Consider the following 16,982-nt stretch of genomic DNA (forward strand, 5'->3'; position numbering starts at 1 on the left):
GCCCTAGGCCCCGCGCACCCCTTCGGCCCTGCGTGCCATCGCCGCGCGGGCCGCTTCCTCGGAGACGTACACCTCGCACATGTGCCGGCCGTCCGGCGTGAGGGTGTGCTCCACCTCCCACAGGCTGATCTCGCCGCCGTCGAAGAGCAGGAACGCGTGCTCGTAGAGCGCGAAGTTCTGGCGCGCGTCGCCGGACAGGCGGGAGCGGCCGAAGGCCTGCGTGATCCGGTGCGCGAACGCCGAACGCAGCTGGGCCGTGACGTCCTCCCCGGGCCGGTCGCCGTCCGGGTTCTCCGCGCGGCGCAGCACGCGGCGCGCGTGGTCCGCGGAGTCGTCCGGGACGTACGCGTGCCGGGGCGAGGTCTCCGGCGGCAGCTGGAGCGCGAGATGACGGCCGCACAGTGGCGGATCGGGCGGCAGCGGCAGCCGCGAGGTGGCGACGCCCGCCTCCTCCTCGTCGGCGTAGATCTCATGCGTCGGGGCGCTGCCCGGCGCGGTGTTGTGGACCAGCTCCCAGAGCGTCAGCACCGTCGCGTCGGCGAGCAGCCAGGTGTGTCTGTACGTCTCGCGGTGCAGGCCCGAGCTGTGGTGTGCGGAGTGCAGGGCGCTGTCGTGGGCGAGGGCGGAACCGAGCCGGCCCATCACCTCGTCGGGCAGGTCGAAGGAGTTGAGGGCGCGGCCGAGGAGTCGCTCGAGGTGCTCCTCCGGAGAGTGTGGCTCGGGCGACTCGGGTGGCTCGTACGCCGTTTCGTACGGAACGCTCAAGGCTTCTCCCGGCGTTGCTGCATGTCACCTGGTGAGTGCATACCGTAGCCCCTGGGTCCGACATCATGCCCGGGAACGGGAAAACGCACGAGCCACGTGGGTGGTTCCCACGTGGCTCGATCAGCTGTTGCGTTCCGGCGCGGGCGTCAGCTCGCGCTGCCCGCCGTCCACTCGCTCCAGGACATGTTCCAGCCGTTGAGGCCGTTGTCCGGGGCGATGGTCTTGTCCGGGGAGCCCTTGACCGTCACGACGTCGCCGATCAGGGAGTTGTTGAAGAACCACGCGCCCTGGGTGTTCGGGTCGCCCGCGCCGCGCGCGTCCTGGAGGCCGACGCAGCCGTGGCTGGTGTTGGCGCTGCCGAAGATGGACGGCGAGCCCCAGTAGTTGCCGTGGATGAAGGTGCCCGACTGGGACAGGCGCATGGCGTGCGGCACGTCCTTGATGTCGTACTCGCCGCCGAAGCCGACCGTGTCGCCGTTCATGCGGGTCTGGGTGAACTTCTCGGAGATCACCATCTTGCCGTTGTACGTCGGGTTGGACGGGCTGCCCGCGGAGATCGGGACGGTCTTGATGACCTTGCCGTCGCGCTCGACCGTCATCTTCTTGGCCTGCACGTCGACCGTGGAGACCTGGGCGCGGCCGATGGTGAAGGTGACCGTCTTGTTCTGGACGCCGGTGGCGCCGTTCGCGCCCTTCACGCCGTCCAGCGCGATCTTCATGGTGATCGTGGAACCGGCCTTCCAGTACTCCTCGGGCCGGAAGTCCAGGCGCTGGTTGCCGAACCAGTGGCCGACGACCTTCTGGCCGCTGCTGGACGTCACCGTGATGTGCGACTGGACGTCCTTCTTCTCCGTGATCGCCTTGTCGAAGGTGAAGGAGACCGGCATGCCGACACCGACCTTGGCGCCGCCGTCGGGCGTGTAGGTGCCGATGAAGCTGTTCGCCGAGGAGACCGTCGTGAACGTCGCGTTCTCGGTCGCCGCGTTGCCCTCGCCGTCCTTGGCGTTGGCGGTCACCTTGTACTTGGTGCCGCGCTCCAGCTGGGCCTTGGGCTTCCAACTGGCGCCGTCGCCGGAGATGGTGCCCTCGACCGCGGCGCCCGACGTCACCGACGTCATCTTCACGCTGGTCAGCTTGCCGCCCTTGACCTTGACGCCGGTGGCGTTGATCGAGGCGTCGGTGGCGCCGTCCTTCGAGGAGATGGTGATGTCGGCGCCCTTGGCGGCCGAGCTGCCGCCCTTCTTGTCGTCCTTGGCGTCGGCGTCACCGCCGCAGGCCGTGAGGGTCAGCGCACCCACGGCGGCGAGCGCGGTGGCCGCCAGCAGGGCACGGCGCCGGGGGTTGACTATGACCGACCTTGTCACGGGCTGCTCCAAGTACGTGTTCTGATCCAGTACGAGTAAAGAGCCACCAGTGCGCGGAGAGGTTCCCTCCAAAGGATGTGAGTACGGGCACATTGGGGGCGCGAGATCCCCTCAATGCGCCCTGTGCGCCACGCAGTTGACGGTATTTCACGCCCTTTGTGGAGCTATTCTATATTAGCTCCCTTTAATTCTTTTTGTCTGCTATTGCCGATAAAGATCGCTGTACGAGGGGAATGTTCCGCCCGGTGTTTCGACGGACTCCGCCGCGAGCAGCGCCCGCACGATCGACTCCGTCACCAGGTCCGCGCCCGCCGCGAGGATCTCGTTCAGGGCGAGGGGGTGGTCGGCGGCCAGCGGGTGCTCGCCGGTGGCGAGGGCGAAGACCGTGTCCCCGTCGTTGAGGAGATGGACCGGGCGGACCGCGCGCGCCATGCCGTCGTGCGAGGTGCCGGCCAGCTTCTGGGCCTGGGCCCTGGTGAGGTCGGCGTCGGTGGCGACCACGGCGAGCGTGGTGTTCAGCGGCGGCGGACCGTTCTCCGCGTTCTTCGCGGCGGCCTCGGCCAGGCGCCGCCTCGCCTCCTCATGGGCCTCGGGCGAGGGGTAACGCACCTGCCGCCCCTGGAAGTACCGCCCGTACAGCGCGCCCGTCTCCGGATCGAAGCCCGACCCCGCGGCGTTCGCCACGACCAGCGCGGCGACCGTGATCCCCGAGTCCAGGCGGACGCTCGCGCTGCCGATGCCGCCCTTGACCCGGCCGACCACCGCGCCCGTGCCCGCGCCGACGCTGCCCTCCTCGACCGGCGCGAACGGTTCGGTGCGCGCGGCGTCCACCACGGCCTCCCGGCCGGTCGCCGCGTCGGGGCGGGCCGCGAAGTCGCCGCCGCGGCCCAGGTCGAAGACGCAGGCGGCCGGGACGACCGGCACGACGTGCGCGGGGTCGGGGCCGACCCGCACGCCCCGGCCGTGCTCCTCCAGCCACGCCATCACACCGGCCGCGGAGTCCAGGCCGTACGCGCTGCCGCCGGTCAGGACGAGGGCCTCGACGCGCTGCACCAGATTGCGCGGATCGAGCGCGTCCGTCTCACGGGTGCCGGGCCCGCCGCCGCGTACGTCCACGGCGGCGACGGCCCCGCCCTCCGGGGCCAGCACGACGGTGGTCCCGGTGAGGTGCCCGTCGCCGACCCGGGTGGCATGCCCGACGCGCAGGCCCGCGACATCGGTCAGGGAGTCCGTGCTCTTACGAGTCATGCGTCGATGCGTATCACGCGGGGCGGCCTGCGGGCAGTCGTGTGCCGGGCGCCGGGCCGGAACCCGTCGGCGTGGGGCCGGGTGCGGACCGGTCGTCGGGTCGCGTGTGTACCGGTCGTCGGGTCTTGTGCGTACCGGTCGTCGGGTCTTGTGTGTACCGGGCCCGACGACCGGTCCGTCATGCCGCCGCTGCCCGGCGGGTCATGCGTGCGGTGAGCGTCGTCCCCGTCGCGACCGTCGCCGCCGTCACGAGCCCCGCCACGAGCACCGCCCAGCGCCCCGCGAACGTACTCGCGAGCACCGCCAACGCGCTGACCGGCAGCACCAGTTGCTGGGCGAGCCCCACCTTGAAGTAACGGGAGTGCAGCGCCCACACCGTGATCAGATACAGCGCCGTCGGCACCGTCACCGCGGCCGACGCCGCCCATGTCGAGACGTGCGCCTTGCCGACCGCGTGCTCGACCGCCACCTCGATCCCGGCACCGATCGCCGCGGCCGACCCGAGGATCACATAGTGGCCGTACCCCCACAGGAACGCCTGCCGGTTGCTCTCCAGCCGGCCGTGGATCGGCACGACGAAGTAGATCCACCACGCGGCGAACACGATGAGGAGCCCGCCCGCGGCGATGGGCAGCAGCTCGTCGAGCGCGTCGTGCTCGTCGATGCCCGACTTCACCGCGACGGTCGCCGCGGCGATCGTCTCGCCGAGCACGATGATCGTGAACAGGCCGTACCGCTCGGAGATGTGGTGCGGGTGCCAGGCCGTCGTGTACGCCCGCTCCGCGATCACCGGCACGGACATCTCGGCGACGGCCATCACGAGGAACAGCCAGGACCGGCCGCCCTCCGGCAGGAACAGCAGCCCCGACCAGCCGATCTGGCAGAGCACCACACCGGTCGCGTACCGCAGGGCCGTGGCGCGCTCGGCGCCCGTCGCCGCCCTGGCCGCGCGCAGCCACTGCGAGGCGAGCGCGATCCGCATGATCAGGTAGCCGAGCCAGATCAGCAGGAAGTCGTGGTCCTGGAAGGCCTTGGACACCCCGGCGGCGAAGACGAGGACACCGGCGATCTGGATCAGCGTGACCACGCGGTACAGCGCGTCGTCGTTGTCGTACGCCGACGAGAACCAGGAGAAGTTCACCCAGGCCCAGAACAGTGCGAAGAAGAGCATCGCGTAGTTGAGGACGCCCTCGCCCGGGTGCCCCTCGGCGACGGCGTGCACGAGCTCGGCACCGGCCTGGGCGACCGCCACGACGAAGCAGAGGTCGAAGAAGAGCTCCAGCGGTGTCGCCGCGCGGTGCTCCTCGTCGCGCCCGCGCGCCAGGAGCGGGCGCAGCGGCTTCGGGAACGGTGGGGGTGACGGGGGCGTGCCCGCCGAGGTGCTGCGGTTCCCGGGCGTGGGGGAGTCGGGAGAGGTCGTCATGCCCTCCAGAACAGCAGAAGGCGTACGCCGAATCAGGCTGCGGCGCCGACCGCCACGGCAGGGACACCCGGCCGCCGCAAGGCCTCCTCGTACCGGCGCAGGACCAGGGCCGCCACGTCCGGGTGATCGGCGATCGGCTCCGCCACGGCGTCGGCCCCCGCCGCGGCGAGCGCGACCGTGAACCGGCCCGGCGCGAGCAGATGCGCGGCCACGGCCACCCTGCGGTACCCGGACGCCCGCAGCCGGGCCACGGCGTCGGGGACGGCGGGCGCGGCGGCCGAGCAGTACGCGGGGCGCACGGGGACGCCGGGCAGCAGCCGGCGCAGCTGCCGGGCGGCGATCCGCGCCCCGTCGTTGCCGCCGGGGCGCGAGGAGCCCGCGGAGGCGAGGACGACGGCGTCGGCCCGCAGTCCGGCGCGGGACTCGGCCTCGCGCAGGCGGTCCCGCAGGGCGAGCGCGACGGCGGGCTCGCCGCGCAGGCCCTCGGTGAGCACGCAGCCTCCCGCTCCGTCCGCGACGACGGCGGGGATGTCGACGGTGCGGTGGTAGCCGTCGCCGAGGAGGAAGGGGACGACGACGGAGCCGTCCCGCAGTGCTTCGGCGAGCGAGGGGGACTGGTGGTCGAGATGCCCGACGACGGGACGCACCCCACCGATCGCCTCGACCTGCTCGCGGAGCCGCCGCAGCGTGGCACCGGCCCCGGGCAGCGCGCTGCCGTGCACGGCGAGGACGAAGGGGGGTGCGGAGGGTGCGGGGAGCGGCAGCGGCAGCCTTGCTCGGCCTGCCGATGGTCGGGGCTCGGCGTGGTCCGCCGGAAGCCGGGGCTCCGGGCCTGACGGAAGGCGGGGCTCCACGTGGCTGGCCGGAGGTCGGGGTTCCGCATGGCCCGCCGGAAGCCGTCGCTCTGCCTGGTCCACCCGAAGCTGTCGCACTGATCGGCCCACCCGGAACTCTCGCGCGGTCCGGTCCGCCCGCGGCGGGCGCGCCGGAGATCCTGGCGAGCGGGCCCGGGGCAGGACAGTGGTGTCGCCGCACTCCCGCCCCGGAAACCGCATCGCCACGGGCTGCGCTCTTGGTCGGGGAGCAGCCCGTCGCCGTCGACGCTACGCCCGCGCCCGCCGCCGGAACACCGCCAAAGGGCCTGACACCCTGGGCCGTTGGACCCGCGCAGAGGGGTCCTTGGCGGCCCGGAGCCCCGCCCCGCCCGGCCTACCGTCAAGGGGAACGCACCCAGCCACCTGAGACGACGGAGTGTGCCCCCATGACCCAGAACCTGGTGCTCATCGGCCACGGAATGGTGGGCCACCGCCTCCTGGAACTGCTCGCCGAGCGCGGCGCCCTCGCCGGCCCCGCCCCGGACGACCGCGGCTGGCGCGTGACCGTGCTCGCGGAGGAGGACAGGCCCGCCTACGACCGCGTCCACCTCTCCTCCGCGTTCACCGGCGCCACCGACGCCGAACTCTCCCTCTGCGAGAGCGACTTCCTCACCCGGCACGGCATCGACCTGCGGCTGGGCGACCCGGCCGAGCACATCGACACCGAGGCCCGCACGGTCACCAGCACCTCCGGCGCCACTGTCCCCTACGACGCCCTGGTCGTCGCCACCGGCTCCTACCCGTTCGTGCCGCCCATCGACGGCGCCGACGCCCCCGGCTGCTTCACCTACCGCACCCTCTACGACGTCGAGACTCTCACCGCGTACGCCTCCGATGAGGGCCGCGCCACGGGCGTCGTCATCGGCGGCGGACTCCTCGGTCTGGAGGCCGCGGGCGCCCTGCGCACCCTCGGACTGCGCACCCACGTCGTCGAGTTCGCGCCCCGCCTCATGCCGCTCCAGGTCGACGACGGCGGCGCGGCGGCCCTGCGCGCCACCATCGAGTCGATGGGCGTGGCCGTGCACACCGGCGTCGGGGCGAGCCGGGTCGAGACCGACGCCGACGGATCCGTACGGGCCCTGCGGCTGAGCGACGGCCGCGCCCTCGACGCCGACGTGGTCGTCTTCTCCGCCGGGGTGCGCCCCCGCGACCGCCTCGCCCGCGAGGCCGGGCTCGCCGTGGGCGACCGGGGCGGCGTCGTCGTCGACGAGCACTGCCGCACCACCGACCCCTACGTCTACGCCATCGGAGAGTGCGCCCAGACCTCCGACGGCCGCGTCTACGGCCTGGTCGCCCCCGGCTACCAGATGGCCGAGACCGTCGCCGACGCCCTCGCGGGCGAGGGCACCGCGGTCTTCACCGGCGCCGACACCTCCACCAAGCTGAAGCTGATGGGCGCCGACGTCGCCTCCTTCGGCGACCCCTTCGCCCCCGAGGGCGAGGACGGCGGCGCGGTCTCCGTCGTCTTCTCCGACACCCGCGAGGGCGTCTACAAGAAGCTGCTCCTCGGCCCCGAGGGCCAACTGCTCGGCGGCATCCTCGTCGGCGACGCCGACGCCTACGGCACCCTGAGGCCGCACGCGGGGCGCCCTCTGCCCGCACCGCCCGAGGCCTACGTCCTGCCCGCGTCCGGAGTCGAGCTGCCCGGCGCCGACGCCCTGCCCGACGACGCCGTCGTATGCAGCTGCCACAACGTCACCAAGGGCGCCGTCCGCACCGCCGTCACCGAGAACTCCCTCACCGACATCGGCGGCATCAAGCGGTGCACCAAGGCCGGCACGGGCTGCGGCGGCTGTCTCTCCACCCTCCAGTCCGTCCTCGACGCGGAGCTGGCGGCCGCCGGCATCGAGAAGCCCAAGGGCCTGTGCGAACACTTCGCGCTGAGCCGCGCCGAGATCTACGAGACGGTCCGCACCGAACGCATCCGCTCCTTCTCCGAGCTGATGGCCCGGCACGGCCTCGGCGGCGAGGGCTGCGTGGTCTGCAAACCCGTCGTCGGCAACGTGCTCGGCACCCTCGCTCCCGAACTCGGCCTCGGCCACGTCCTGGACGGCGAACAGGCCGCCCTCCAGGACTCCAACGACCTCTTCCTCGCCAACCTCCAGAAGGACGGCACCTACTCCGTCGTCCCGCGCGTCCCCGGCGGCGAGATCACCCCCGCCCAGCTCATCGCGATCGGCGAGGTCGCCCGAGACTTCGACCTCTACACGAAGATCACCGGCGGTCAGCGCATCGACCTCTTCGGTGCCCGCGCGGACCGACTCCCCGCGATCTGGCGCCGCCTGGTCGACGTGGGCCTGGAGTCCGGCCACGCCTACGGCAAGTCCCTGCGCACCGTGAAGTCCTGCGTCGGCGCCAAGTTCTGCCGGTTCGGGCAGGGCGACTCCGTGCAGCTCGCCATCGACCTGGAGCTGCGCTACCGCGGCCTGCGCACCCCGCACAAGATCAAGGGCGGTGTCTCCGGCTGTCTGCGCGAGTGCGCCGAGGCCCGCGGCAAGGACATCGGCGTCATCGCCACCGCCAACGGCTGGAACCTCTACGTCTGCGGCAACGGCGGCACCAGCCCGCGCCACGCCGATCTCCTCGCCGCCGACCTGTCCACCGCCGCACTCTTCCGCCTCGTCGACCGCTTCCTCATGTACTACCTGCGCACCGGCGAGCGCCTGGAGCGCACCGCCCCGTGGTTCGAGCGCGTCGGCGGCCTCGACCACCTGAAGTCCGTCCTGATCGAGGACTCCCTCGGCATCTGCGCCGAGCTGGAGGCCCAGATGGACCGCCACGCGGCGGCCTACCGCGACGAGTGGCAGGCGGTCCTGGACGACCCGCAGGCCCTCGCACGCTTCGAGCGGCACCTCGCACAGCCCTCGCCCGCGTTCCTGGAGCCGGGCCGCGGCCGGGCCGCCGTCCTGCCCGACGGCTCCGAGGCCGCCCTCTTCAAGGACAGCGGCGGCACGGTCTACGCGGTCGGCAACCGCGACCCGTACTCCGGGACCGACGTGATCGCCCACGGCATCCTGGGCACGCGCGACGGCCGCCCCGTCGTGGCCTCGCCGATGCACAAGCAGGAGTTCGACCTGCGCACCGGCGCGTGCCTGGACGACCCGTCGGTCACGCTGCCGGTGCACGAGGTGCCGGCGGACGGGACACCGACGCCTGAGATGTCGGCGGACGGCCCGCCCGCGCGTGAGGTCTGAAGTCCCGTCGCGTTCGCGGTCTTTGGCCCGCTCACCTGGTGTCCTACGCCTCTGCTGCCCGGGCCCGACGCGACGGATCGTGGATACGTCAGGCCCCGTGGCAAGGTCGGGACCCTGAGTGAACTGGGAACCAACATGAGATCGCCTGCCGCCCAAGAGACGCGGACCGCGCCCGCGGGCACGTCGTACGACCCCGCGCAGTACCGCCCCGGCCGGTCCATCACCGACTGGGAGCCGGAGAACGAGCTCTTCTGGAAGTCCACCGGCAAGAAGGTCGCCACCCGCAACCTGTGGATCGCTGTCCCCGCCCTGCTCGTCGCCTTCGTCGTCTGGCAGGTCTGGTCGGTCACCGCGACCAACCTCGCCGACGTCGGCTTCAGCTTCTCCACCTCCCAGCTGTTCTGGCTGACGGCGATCCCGGGCCTGACCGGCGGCACGGCCCGGATCTTCTACACCTTCCTCGGCCCGATGGTCGGCCAGCGCCGCTTCACCGCGCTCTCCACGGTGGTCCTGGTCGTCCCGCTGATCTGGCTCGGCATCGCGGTCCAGAACCCCGACACCTCGTACGGCGTGATGGTCGTCATCGCCGCGCTCTGCGGCGTCGGCGGCGCCAACTTCGCCTCGTCGCTCGCCAACATCGGCTTCTTCTTCCCGAAGAAGGACAAGGGCAACGCGACCGGCATCAACGGCGGCCTCGGCAACCTCGGCGTCTCCGTCGTCCAGCTGCTCACCCCGATCGTCATCACCAGCTCGGTCCTCGCGGTCGGCTCGGCCCAGCACAAGGCCGACGGCTCGCCGGTCTGGCTGCAGAACGCCGCCTTCCTGTGGGTGCCCGTCCTGGTGATCCTGGCCGCCGTCGCATGGTTCGGCCAGAACGACCTCAAGGTCGCGGCGACCCCCTTCAGCCAGCAGAAGATCATCTTCAAGCGCAAGCACAACTGGCTGATGACCTGGCTCTACGTCGGCACGTTCGGCTCCTTCATCGGCTTCGCCGCGGCCCTGCCGATGCTCATCAAGACCACGTTCACCCCCATCGACGCGGCCTACTCCGCGGCGACGTACGCCTGGATGGGCCCGGCCGTGGGCGCGCTCGCCCGCTGGGCCGGCGGCTGGATCGCCGACAAGATCGGCGGCGCGCGGGTCACCATCATCTCGTTCGTCGGCATGGCGCTCTCCATCGTCGGCGTCATCAACTTCCTTCCGTCCGGCGGCGACAACGGCAACTTCTGGGGCTTCTTCGCCTGCTTCCTGTGTGCGTTCTTCTTCTCGGGCATCGGCAACGGCTCGACGTTCCGCCAGATCCCGGTGATCTTCCGGAACCAGCACCTGAAGGGCCTGACCGAGGGCACGCCCGAGTACGCGAAGGCGCTGAAGCAGTCGGAGATGGAGGCGGGCGCCGTCACGGGCTTCACCTCCGCGATCGCCGCGTACGGCTTCTTCTTCATCCCGGCGATGTTCGCCAACTTCGCCGTGACCAGCGCGATGTGGGGCTTCGTGGGCTTCTACGTCAGCTGCATCGCGGTCGCCTGGTGGTTCTACGCCCGCAAGGGCGCGGAGTCGCCCAGCTGACGCCGTCAGGAAGGTGAGCGGCACGGTCCAGGCGGGCCGGGTGTGGGAGCGCCCGGCCCGCCTTCCGCGTTTTCCCGGCCCGTACCACGGGAACTCCCGGAAATTCTTGTGAATGCGTTCACAAGCGAACTTAGGTCCAAAGTCCCGCAGAAAACACCTGGTCAACGCAGGTTTCATCGATCGCGTCCGCGCGGAAAAGGGCCTTTCGGTCCCCGAACGAGGACCATTGCGGCCCCTTTGATCGATCAAAAGGGAGTGGAATAGAGGTGTAGCGAAGAAGCGAAACGGAAGGTGCGCGTCATGACTGCCACACCTGCGGAGACGACAGTGAACGGCGAGGCCTGGGACGGTTTCAAGGGCGGCCTGTGGCGGGACGCCATCGACGTCCGCGACTTCGTGCAGCAGAACTACACGCCCTACGAAGGGGACGACTCCTTCCTGGCCGGCCCGACCGAACGCACCACCCAGGTCTGGCAGAAGCTCCTCTCGATGTTCCCCACGGAGATCGAGCGCGGCATCCACGACGTGGACGTGAAGACCCCGTCCCGCATCGACGCCTTCAGGCCCGGCTACATCGACGGCACCGCCGCCGACCACAAGGACCTGATCGTCGGCCTGCAGACCGACGCCCCGCTCAAGCGCGCCATCATGCCCAACGGCGGCTGGCGGATGGTCGAGGGCGCCCTCAACGCCTACGGCTACGAGGCCGACCCCGAGGTCCGGGACGTCTACACCCACCTGCGCAAGACCCACAACGAAGGCGTCTTCGACGCCTACACGCCCGAGATCCGCGCCTGCCGCTCCTCCGGCATCATCACGGGCCTGCCCGACGCCTACGGCCGCGGCCGCATCATCGGCGACTACCGCCGCGTCGCCCTCTACGGCGTCGACCGCCTGATCGCCGCCAAGGAGGCCGACAAGGCCGCCCTCGGCGAGGAGTGGGCGACCGAGGACGTGATCCGCGGGCGCGAGGAGATCTCCGAGCAGATCAAGGCCCTCAAGGAACTGAAGGCCATGGCGATGTCGTACGGCTACGACATCGCGCAGCCCGCCACCACCGGCCGCGAGGCCATCCAGTGGCTGTACTTCGCCTACCTCGCCGCCGTGAAGGAGCAGAACGGCGCGGCCATGTCGATCGGCCGCATCGACAACTTCCTCGACATCTACCTCCAGCGCGACATCGAGGCCGGCCGCATCACCGAGGCCGAGGCCCAGGAGTTCATCGACGACTTCGTCATCAAGCTCCGCATCGTCCGCTTCCTGCGCACGCCCGAGTACAACGAGCTCTACTCCGGCGACCCGACCTGGGTCACCTGGTCGATGGCCGGCATCGGCGCCGACGGCCGCCCGCTGGTCTCGCGCACCACCTTCCGCGCCCTGCAGACCCTCTACAACCTGGGCCCCGCGCCCGAGCCGAACCTCACGGTCTTCTGGTCGCAGCGACTGCCCAAGGGCTTCAAGGACTTCGCCTCCAAGGTCGCCATCGACACCTCGGCCATCCAGTTCGAGTCCGACGAACTGATGCGTCCCAAGTACGGCGACGACACCGCGATCGCCTGCTGCGTCTCGGCGATGGCCGTCGGCAAGCAGATGCAGTTCTTCGGCGCCCGCGTCAACGTCGCCAAGGCGCTCCTCTACGCGATCAACGGCGGCCGCGACGAGAAGTCCGGCAAGACCGTCGTGCAGGGCTTCACGCCCATCGAGGGCGAGTACCTCGACTACGAGACCGTCGCGAAGCAGTACGACGCGATGCTCGACTGGCTGGCCAAGACGTACGTCCACGCGCTCAACGTCATCCACTACATGCACGACAAGTACGCCTACGAGCGCATCGAGATGGCGCTGCACGACCAGGAGATCCTGCGCACCATGGCGTGCGGCATCGCGGGCCTCTCGGTCGCCGCGGACTCCCTCTCGGCGATCAAGCACGCCAGGGTCAAGGTGATCCGCGACGAGACCGGTCTCGCCGTCGACTACGAGATCGAGGGCGACTACCCCGCCTACGGCAACAACGACGACCGCGCCGACGAGATCGCCACGCGCATCGTGCACGACTTCATGGAGAAGGTCCGCAAGCACCCCACGTACCGCAACGCGGTGCACACCCAGTCGGTGCTGACCATCACCTCGAACGTCGTCTACGGCAAGAAGACCGGCAACACCCCCGACGGCCGCCGCGCCGGCACGCCCTTCGCCCCGGGTGCCAACCCGATGAACGGCCGGGACGAGCACGGGTACATCGCCTCGGCGATGTCGGTCGCCAAGCTGCCCTACGACGACGCCGAGGACGGCATCTCGCTGACCAACACCATCACCCCGGACGCCCTCGGCCGCACCCCCGAGGAGCGGGTGGAGAACCTCTCCGGCGTCCTGGACGGCTTCATGGCCAGCGACGGCTTCCACATGAACGTCAACGTGCTGAACAAGGCGACCCTCGAGGACGCCATGGAGCACCCGGAGAACTACCCGCAGCTGACCATCCGGGTCTCCGGATACGCGGTGAACTTCATCCGGCTGACCCGCGACCAGCAGCTCGACGTCATCAACCGCACCTTCCACGGCTCCCTGTGAGCCACCGGCTCCCGGCGCACGTCCGCGCCGGGGGCCACCGGCTCCCTCACCGGAGCCGCCCCGGATCCGCGGCCCCGGGGCCGGGCCCTCACCCCGGCCCCGGGAGCCGCGAACACCACGTCCTGCCAGTAGTTCGGGAGTTCCGCCATGGCTGTCCTGCTCGGTACCGACATCCCCGTACGTCCGCGCATGGCCGACGAGGACGCCGCCACCCCCGCGGCGGCGGCCACCCACCGCCCCGTCACCGGATCGATCCACTCCTGGGACCTGTCCACCGGCGTCGACGGGCCCGGGACGCGCTTCGTCACGTTCCTCGCCGGGTGCCCCCTGAGCTGTCTGTACTGCCACAACCCCGACACCTGGCGGATGCGCGACGGCAAGCGGACCACCGCCGACGACGTGATCGCGGAGGCCGCCAAGTACACCAAGTTCATCGCCGCGGCCGGGGGAGGAGCCACCGTCAGCGGCGGCGAGCCCCTCCTGCAGCCCGTCTTCACCGGCGAACTGCTGCACCGCCTCAAGCACGAACTCGGCCTGCACACCGCCCTGGACACCTCCGGCTTCCTCGGCGCACGCGCCACCGACGCCCTGCTGCGCGACGTCGACCTGGTCCTGCTCGACATCAAGTCCTGGGACCCCGAGACCTACCAGAAGGTCACCGGGCGCCCCCTGCGGCCCACCCTCGACTTCGCCCACCGCCTCGCCGACCTCGGCAAGGAGGTCTGGGTGCGCTTCGTCCTCGTCCCCGGCCTGACCGACGACCCCGGGAACATCGAGGGCGTGGCCCGCTTCGCCGCCTCGCTCGGCAATGTCACGCGCGTCGACGTACTGCCCTTCCACAAGCTGGGCGAGGCCAAGTGGGACGCGCTCGGCAAGGACTTCACGCTGCGCGACACCCCCTCGCCCACCCTCGAACAGGTGGCCGCCGCCAAGGAGATCTTCGCGGCTCAGGGACTCAAGGCCGTCTGACAGAGGCGGGTGCGCGCACCGCGCGGACCACCCGAACGGCCCAGCGGGCGGGCGGCCCGCCGCGGCCCTGCCTAGCGTGGCCGCATGAGTGCTCCCACCAGCCATCGGCGGACGGGCGACACCTACCGTCCCGGATCGACGATCGCGGAGTGGCGCCCGGAGGACGACGCCTTCTGGCGCGCCACCGGCCACAAGGTCGCCAAGCGCAACCTCTGGGTGTCCATCCCGGCCCTGATGCTCGGCTTCGTCGTCTGGCAGGTCTGGTCGGTCACCGCCGTCCGCCTCAACGACGTGGGGTTCGGGCTTTCCACCTCGCAGCTCTTCTGGCTGACGGCCATCCCCGGTCTCACCGGCGGCACCTTCCGGATCCTCTACACCTTCATCGGGCCGATCTTCGGGGAGCGGAAGTTCACCGCGTTCTCCACGATCATCCTCATCGCCCCGATGCTGTGGCTCGGGTTCGCGCTCCAGGACACCGGAACCCCCTACTGGGAGCTGGCCCTGATCGCCGCGGTCTGCGGCATCGGCGGCGCCAACTTCTCCTCGTCCATGGCGAACATCGGCTTCTTCTTCCCCAAGCGGGAGAAGGGCAGCGCCGCCGGCCTCAACGGCGGCCTCGGCAACCTCGGCGTCTCCGTCGTCCAGCTGGTCGCCCCGCTGGTCGTCACGGCCGCCGTCCTCGGCGCCCCCGCGGGCGACCCGCAGCGCGACACCGTCAAGAACGAGGACGTCTGGCTCCAGAACGGCGCGTTCCTCTGGGTGCCGCTCCTGGTGATCATGGCGCTGATGTCGTGGTTCCTGATGAACGACCTCAAGGTCGCGGCAGCGCCCTTCAGCCGTCAGAAGATCATCTTCAAGCGCAAGCACAACTGGCTGATGACCTGGCTCTACGTCGGCACCTTCGGGTCGTTCATCGGCTTCGCCGCCGGACTCCCGCTGCTGATCAAGAACAACTTCGCGGCCTCGGGCTACCAGGCCACCACCTACGCCTGGATCGGCCCCTTCATCGGCGCCCTCACCCGCTGGGCGGGCGGCTGGCTGTCGGACCGGATCGGCGGGGCGAGGGTCACCATGGTGTCCTTCGTCGGCATGGCCGCCTCGCTGGTCGTCGTGATCACGGCGCTGCCCGCGGGCGGCGACAAGGGCAGCTTCTGGGCGTTCTACGTCGGGTTCCTGTGCGCCTTCGCGTTCTCCGGCGTCGGCAACGGCTCCACGTTCCGCCAGATCCCCGTGATCTTCCGGGACCTGCACCTGAAGAAGGTCGCGGGCCAGGGCGAGGAGGCGGAGCGCACCGCGCTCAAGCAGGCCGAGATGGAGTCGGGCGCGGTCACCGGCTTCTCCGCCGCCATCGCGGCGTACGGCTTCTTCTTCATCCCGGCGATGTTCGCGAACCTCTCGGTCACCACCGCGCTGTGGATGTTCATCGGCTTCTACGTCACGTGCCTGGTCGTGTGCTGGTGGTTCTACGCTCGCAAGGGCGCGGAGGCCCCGAGCTGAGCCCCCGACGTACCCTGGAGGCATGAGCACCGCCCCCGCCCCCGAACCGCGCGACCCGGAGAAGCCCAAGAAGCCGAGGAACGCGCTGGTCTTCGACGATCCGCTGGCCCAGCAGTCGTCGGACGACACGGACCGTGGGTGGGGCGAGCGGGCCGACGCCGGCGACAGCGCCGCCGACCTGGCGCGCTTCCTCGACGAGAAGCCGCCCCACCACCTCTGAGTCCGCGCTACTCCTCGCGGTGCCCCGAGCCGCGCTGCGCGACGAGGGCGTCGCGGATCTCCTTGAGGACCTCCAGCTCGGAGACCTCGATGACCTCCTGGGTGCCCTCCTTCTCGGCCTTCTTGGCGGCGACCTTCGCCAGGTACTTGGCCATGGGCAGCACCATCAGGAAGTACACGACGGCCGCGGTGATCAGGAAGCTGAGGACCGCGCTGAGCACGGAACCCCACATGATCGGGATGCCGCTGACGACCTCGCCGTTCTTCATCTCGCACGGAGATTTCAGGCACGAGCTGTAGTGGTCGAGATCCTTCGTGCCGAAGGCGCCGACGAGCGGGTTGATGACACCCTTGACCACCGAGTTCACGATGTTCGTGAACGCGGCGCCGATGACGACCGCGACCGCCAGGTCGACGACATTGCCGCGCATCAGGAAGGCCTTGAAGCCCTCCCAGACGCCCGGTTCCTTCTTCTCGCTCACCACGAGGCCTTTCGTTGCATGTGCGGGTTGCGGAACAAACAACTTCGCAACCTACGTCAGCCCCTGGAGGACCTGTCCAATTCGCTCCCACGAACGAGCGACTTGACAAGGGGGCAGTGCGATCGTGAACGCTCCGCTTCATCGCAGCGCCACCGCGAGCCGCGTGCTCGCCCCGGCCCCGGCCAGCCGCACCGCCGTGTCCCTCGGCACGGAGAAGACCACCAACGCGCCGCTCTCGGCGGGACTTTCCCCCGGCTCCGGCACCTCCGAAACCCGCGCGCCCGCCGCGACCACGCGCGGCTTCGCGCCGCCCGCGGCCGATCCGTCGGCCGCGATCACGTCGACCCGGTCGCCGGGGCGCAGCAGCCGCGCGGCGTCCGCGTCGGCGATGCGCACCGGCGCGGTCACCCGCTCCGCTGACCGTGGCTCCCGCACGGGCCGGTCCGCGGCCGTCCGCTGCGGCCGGTCCGCCTCGCGCGGGGCAGTGGCCGCGAGGGCGGCGGCGGTCAGCGCGAGCCCCACGGCCAGGGCCCGGCGTCTGTGCCGCAGGAGCCGGCGCAGCCGCGGATGCCCGCCGCGCACCCGCACGGGGGAGAAGTGGGGGACCGGGCAGCTCTCCGCCGGGGAGGGCTGGGTACGAGAGGGGACGTGCGTCACGACAACCACCGCCTGCGCTGCGAGAACTGGCTTCCGCTCTCACGATGCAGGCCCGCGCCGATTCCCGCTGAGCCCCGTGGACTACCCGCCGGTTGTGGACAACTCGCTCACCCGAAGGGGACGTTCCACCCCCACCACTGCCCCCGGGC

The 16,982-nt window shown here is 70.8% G+C and carries 13 protein-coding genes; 6 read left to right on the top strand and 7 right to left on the bottom strand.

Annotated features, from left to right (window positions below):
- Nucleotides 1-3: 3 nt before the first annotated feature.
- The 5 genes from AOK22_RS01390 to AOK22_RS01410 all read right to left on the bottom strand — a co-directional run bounded on the left by AOK22_RS01390 (nucleotide 4) and on the right by AOK22_RS01410 (nucleotide 5,522).
- Nucleotides 4-765 carry a DUF6227 family protein gene (locus AOK22_RS01390; RefSeq protein ID WP_055696665.1) on the bottom strand — a complete coding sequence of 254 codons (762 nt, stop codon included), beginning with the start codon at nucleotides 763-765 and terminating at the stop codon, nucleotides 4-6.
- A 146-nt stretch (nucleotides 766-911) separates the two neighbouring features.
- On the bottom strand, nucleotides 912-2,129 hold the full coding sequence (locus AOK22_RS01395) for a L,D-transpeptidase (RefSeq protein WP_244164655.1): 1,218 nt from the start codon (nucleotides 2,127-2,129) through the stop codon (nucleotides 912-914).
- 201 nt (nucleotides 2,130-2,330) lie between these two features.
- A complete protein-coding gene (locus tag AOK22_RS01400) occupies nucleotides 2,331-3,377 on the bottom strand; it encodes a P1 family peptidase (RefSeq protein WP_055696666.1) in 1,047 nt (348 codons plus the stop codon).
- Nucleotides 3,378-3,555: 178 nt separating this feature from the next.
- The gene (locus tag AOK22_RS01405) at nucleotides 3,556-4,800 is read right to left on the bottom strand and encodes a low temperature requirement protein A (RefSeq protein WP_055696667.1); all 1,245 of its coding nucleotides are present in this window, start codon (nucleotides 4,798-4,800) and stop codon (nucleotides 3,556-3,558) included.
- A 32-nt stretch (nucleotides 4,801-4,832) separates the two neighbouring features.
- Entirely contained in the window at nucleotides 4,833-5,522 is a 690-nt protein-coding gene (locus tag AOK22_RS01410) for a sirohydrochlorin chelatase (protein WP_055696668.1), read from the bottom strand.
- Nucleotides 5,523-6,061: 539 nt separating this feature from the next.
- Between AOK22_RS01410 and nirB the strand changes: the two genes are divergently transcribed.
- The 6 genes from nirB (at nucleotide 6,062) to AOK22_RS01440 (ending at nucleotide 15,695) form a co-directional block, all read left to right on the top strand.
- Nucleotides 6,062-8,869 (top strand): nitrite reductase large subunit NirB, encoded by a 2,808-nt coding sequence (nirB, locus tag AOK22_RS01415; protein WP_055696669.1) that lies wholly within the window; start codon nucleotides 6,062-6,064, stop codon nucleotides 8,867-8,869.
- A gap of 135 nt (nucleotides 8,870-9,004) precedes the next feature.
- Nucleotides 9,005-10,438, top strand: a complete 1,434-nt coding sequence (locus AOK22_RS01420) for a NarK family nitrate/nitrite MFS transporter (protein WP_079036258.1) — start codon at nucleotides 9,005-9,007, stop codon at nucleotides 10,436-10,438.
- A 300-nt stretch (nucleotides 10,439-10,738) separates the two neighbouring features.
- Nucleotides 10,739-13,009, top strand: coding sequence for a formate C-acetyltransferase (gene pflB / locus AOK22_RS01425; protein WP_055696670.1), 2,271 nt, complete (start codon nucleotides 10,739-10,741; stop codon nucleotides 13,007-13,009).
- Between the two features lie 147 nt (nucleotides 13,010-13,156).
- Nucleotides 13,157-13,978 (top strand): pyruvate formate-lyase-activating protein, encoded by an 822-nt coding sequence (gene pflA / locus AOK22_RS01430; RefSeq protein WP_079036259.1) that lies wholly within the window; start codon nucleotides 13,157-13,159, stop codon nucleotides 13,976-13,978.
- A gap of 84 nt (nucleotides 13,979-14,062) precedes the next feature.
- Complete coding sequence (locus AOK22_RS01435) at nucleotides 14,063-15,475, top strand: NarK family nitrate/nitrite MFS transporter (RefSeq protein ID WP_055696671.1); 1,413 nt, start codon at nucleotides 14,063-14,065, stop codon at nucleotides 15,473-15,475.
- Between the two features lie 22 nt (nucleotides 15,476-15,497).
- Complete coding sequence (locus AOK22_RS01440) at nucleotides 15,498-15,695, top strand: hypothetical protein (protein ID WP_055696672.1); 198 nt, start codon at nucleotides 15,498-15,500, stop codon at nucleotides 15,693-15,695.
- 7 nt (nucleotides 15,696-15,702) lie between these two features.
- Here AOK22_RS01440 and mscL read toward each other — a convergent pair whose 3' ends face one another.
- Nucleotides 15,703-16,176: a large conductance mechanosensitive channel protein MscL gene (mscL, locus tag AOK22_RS01445; RefSeq protein ID WP_055696679.1), complete on the bottom strand. Its 474-nt coding sequence runs from the start codon at nucleotides 16,174-16,176 to the stop codon at nucleotides 15,703-15,705.
- A gap of 138 nt (nucleotides 16,177-16,314) precedes the next feature.
- Nucleotides 16,315-16,833: a hypothetical protein gene (locus AOK22_RS01450; protein ID WP_107101819.1), complete on the bottom strand. Its 519-nt coding sequence runs from the start codon at nucleotides 16,831-16,833 to the stop codon at nucleotides 16,315-16,317.
- Nucleotides 16,834-16,982 lie beyond the last annotated feature (149 nt).

Origin of the sequence: Streptomyces silaceus (assembly GCF_001419745.1) — a bacterium.
Taxonomy (GTDB): Bacteria; Actinomycetota; Actinomycetes; order Streptomycetales; family Streptomycetaceae; genus Streptomyces; species Streptomyces silaceus.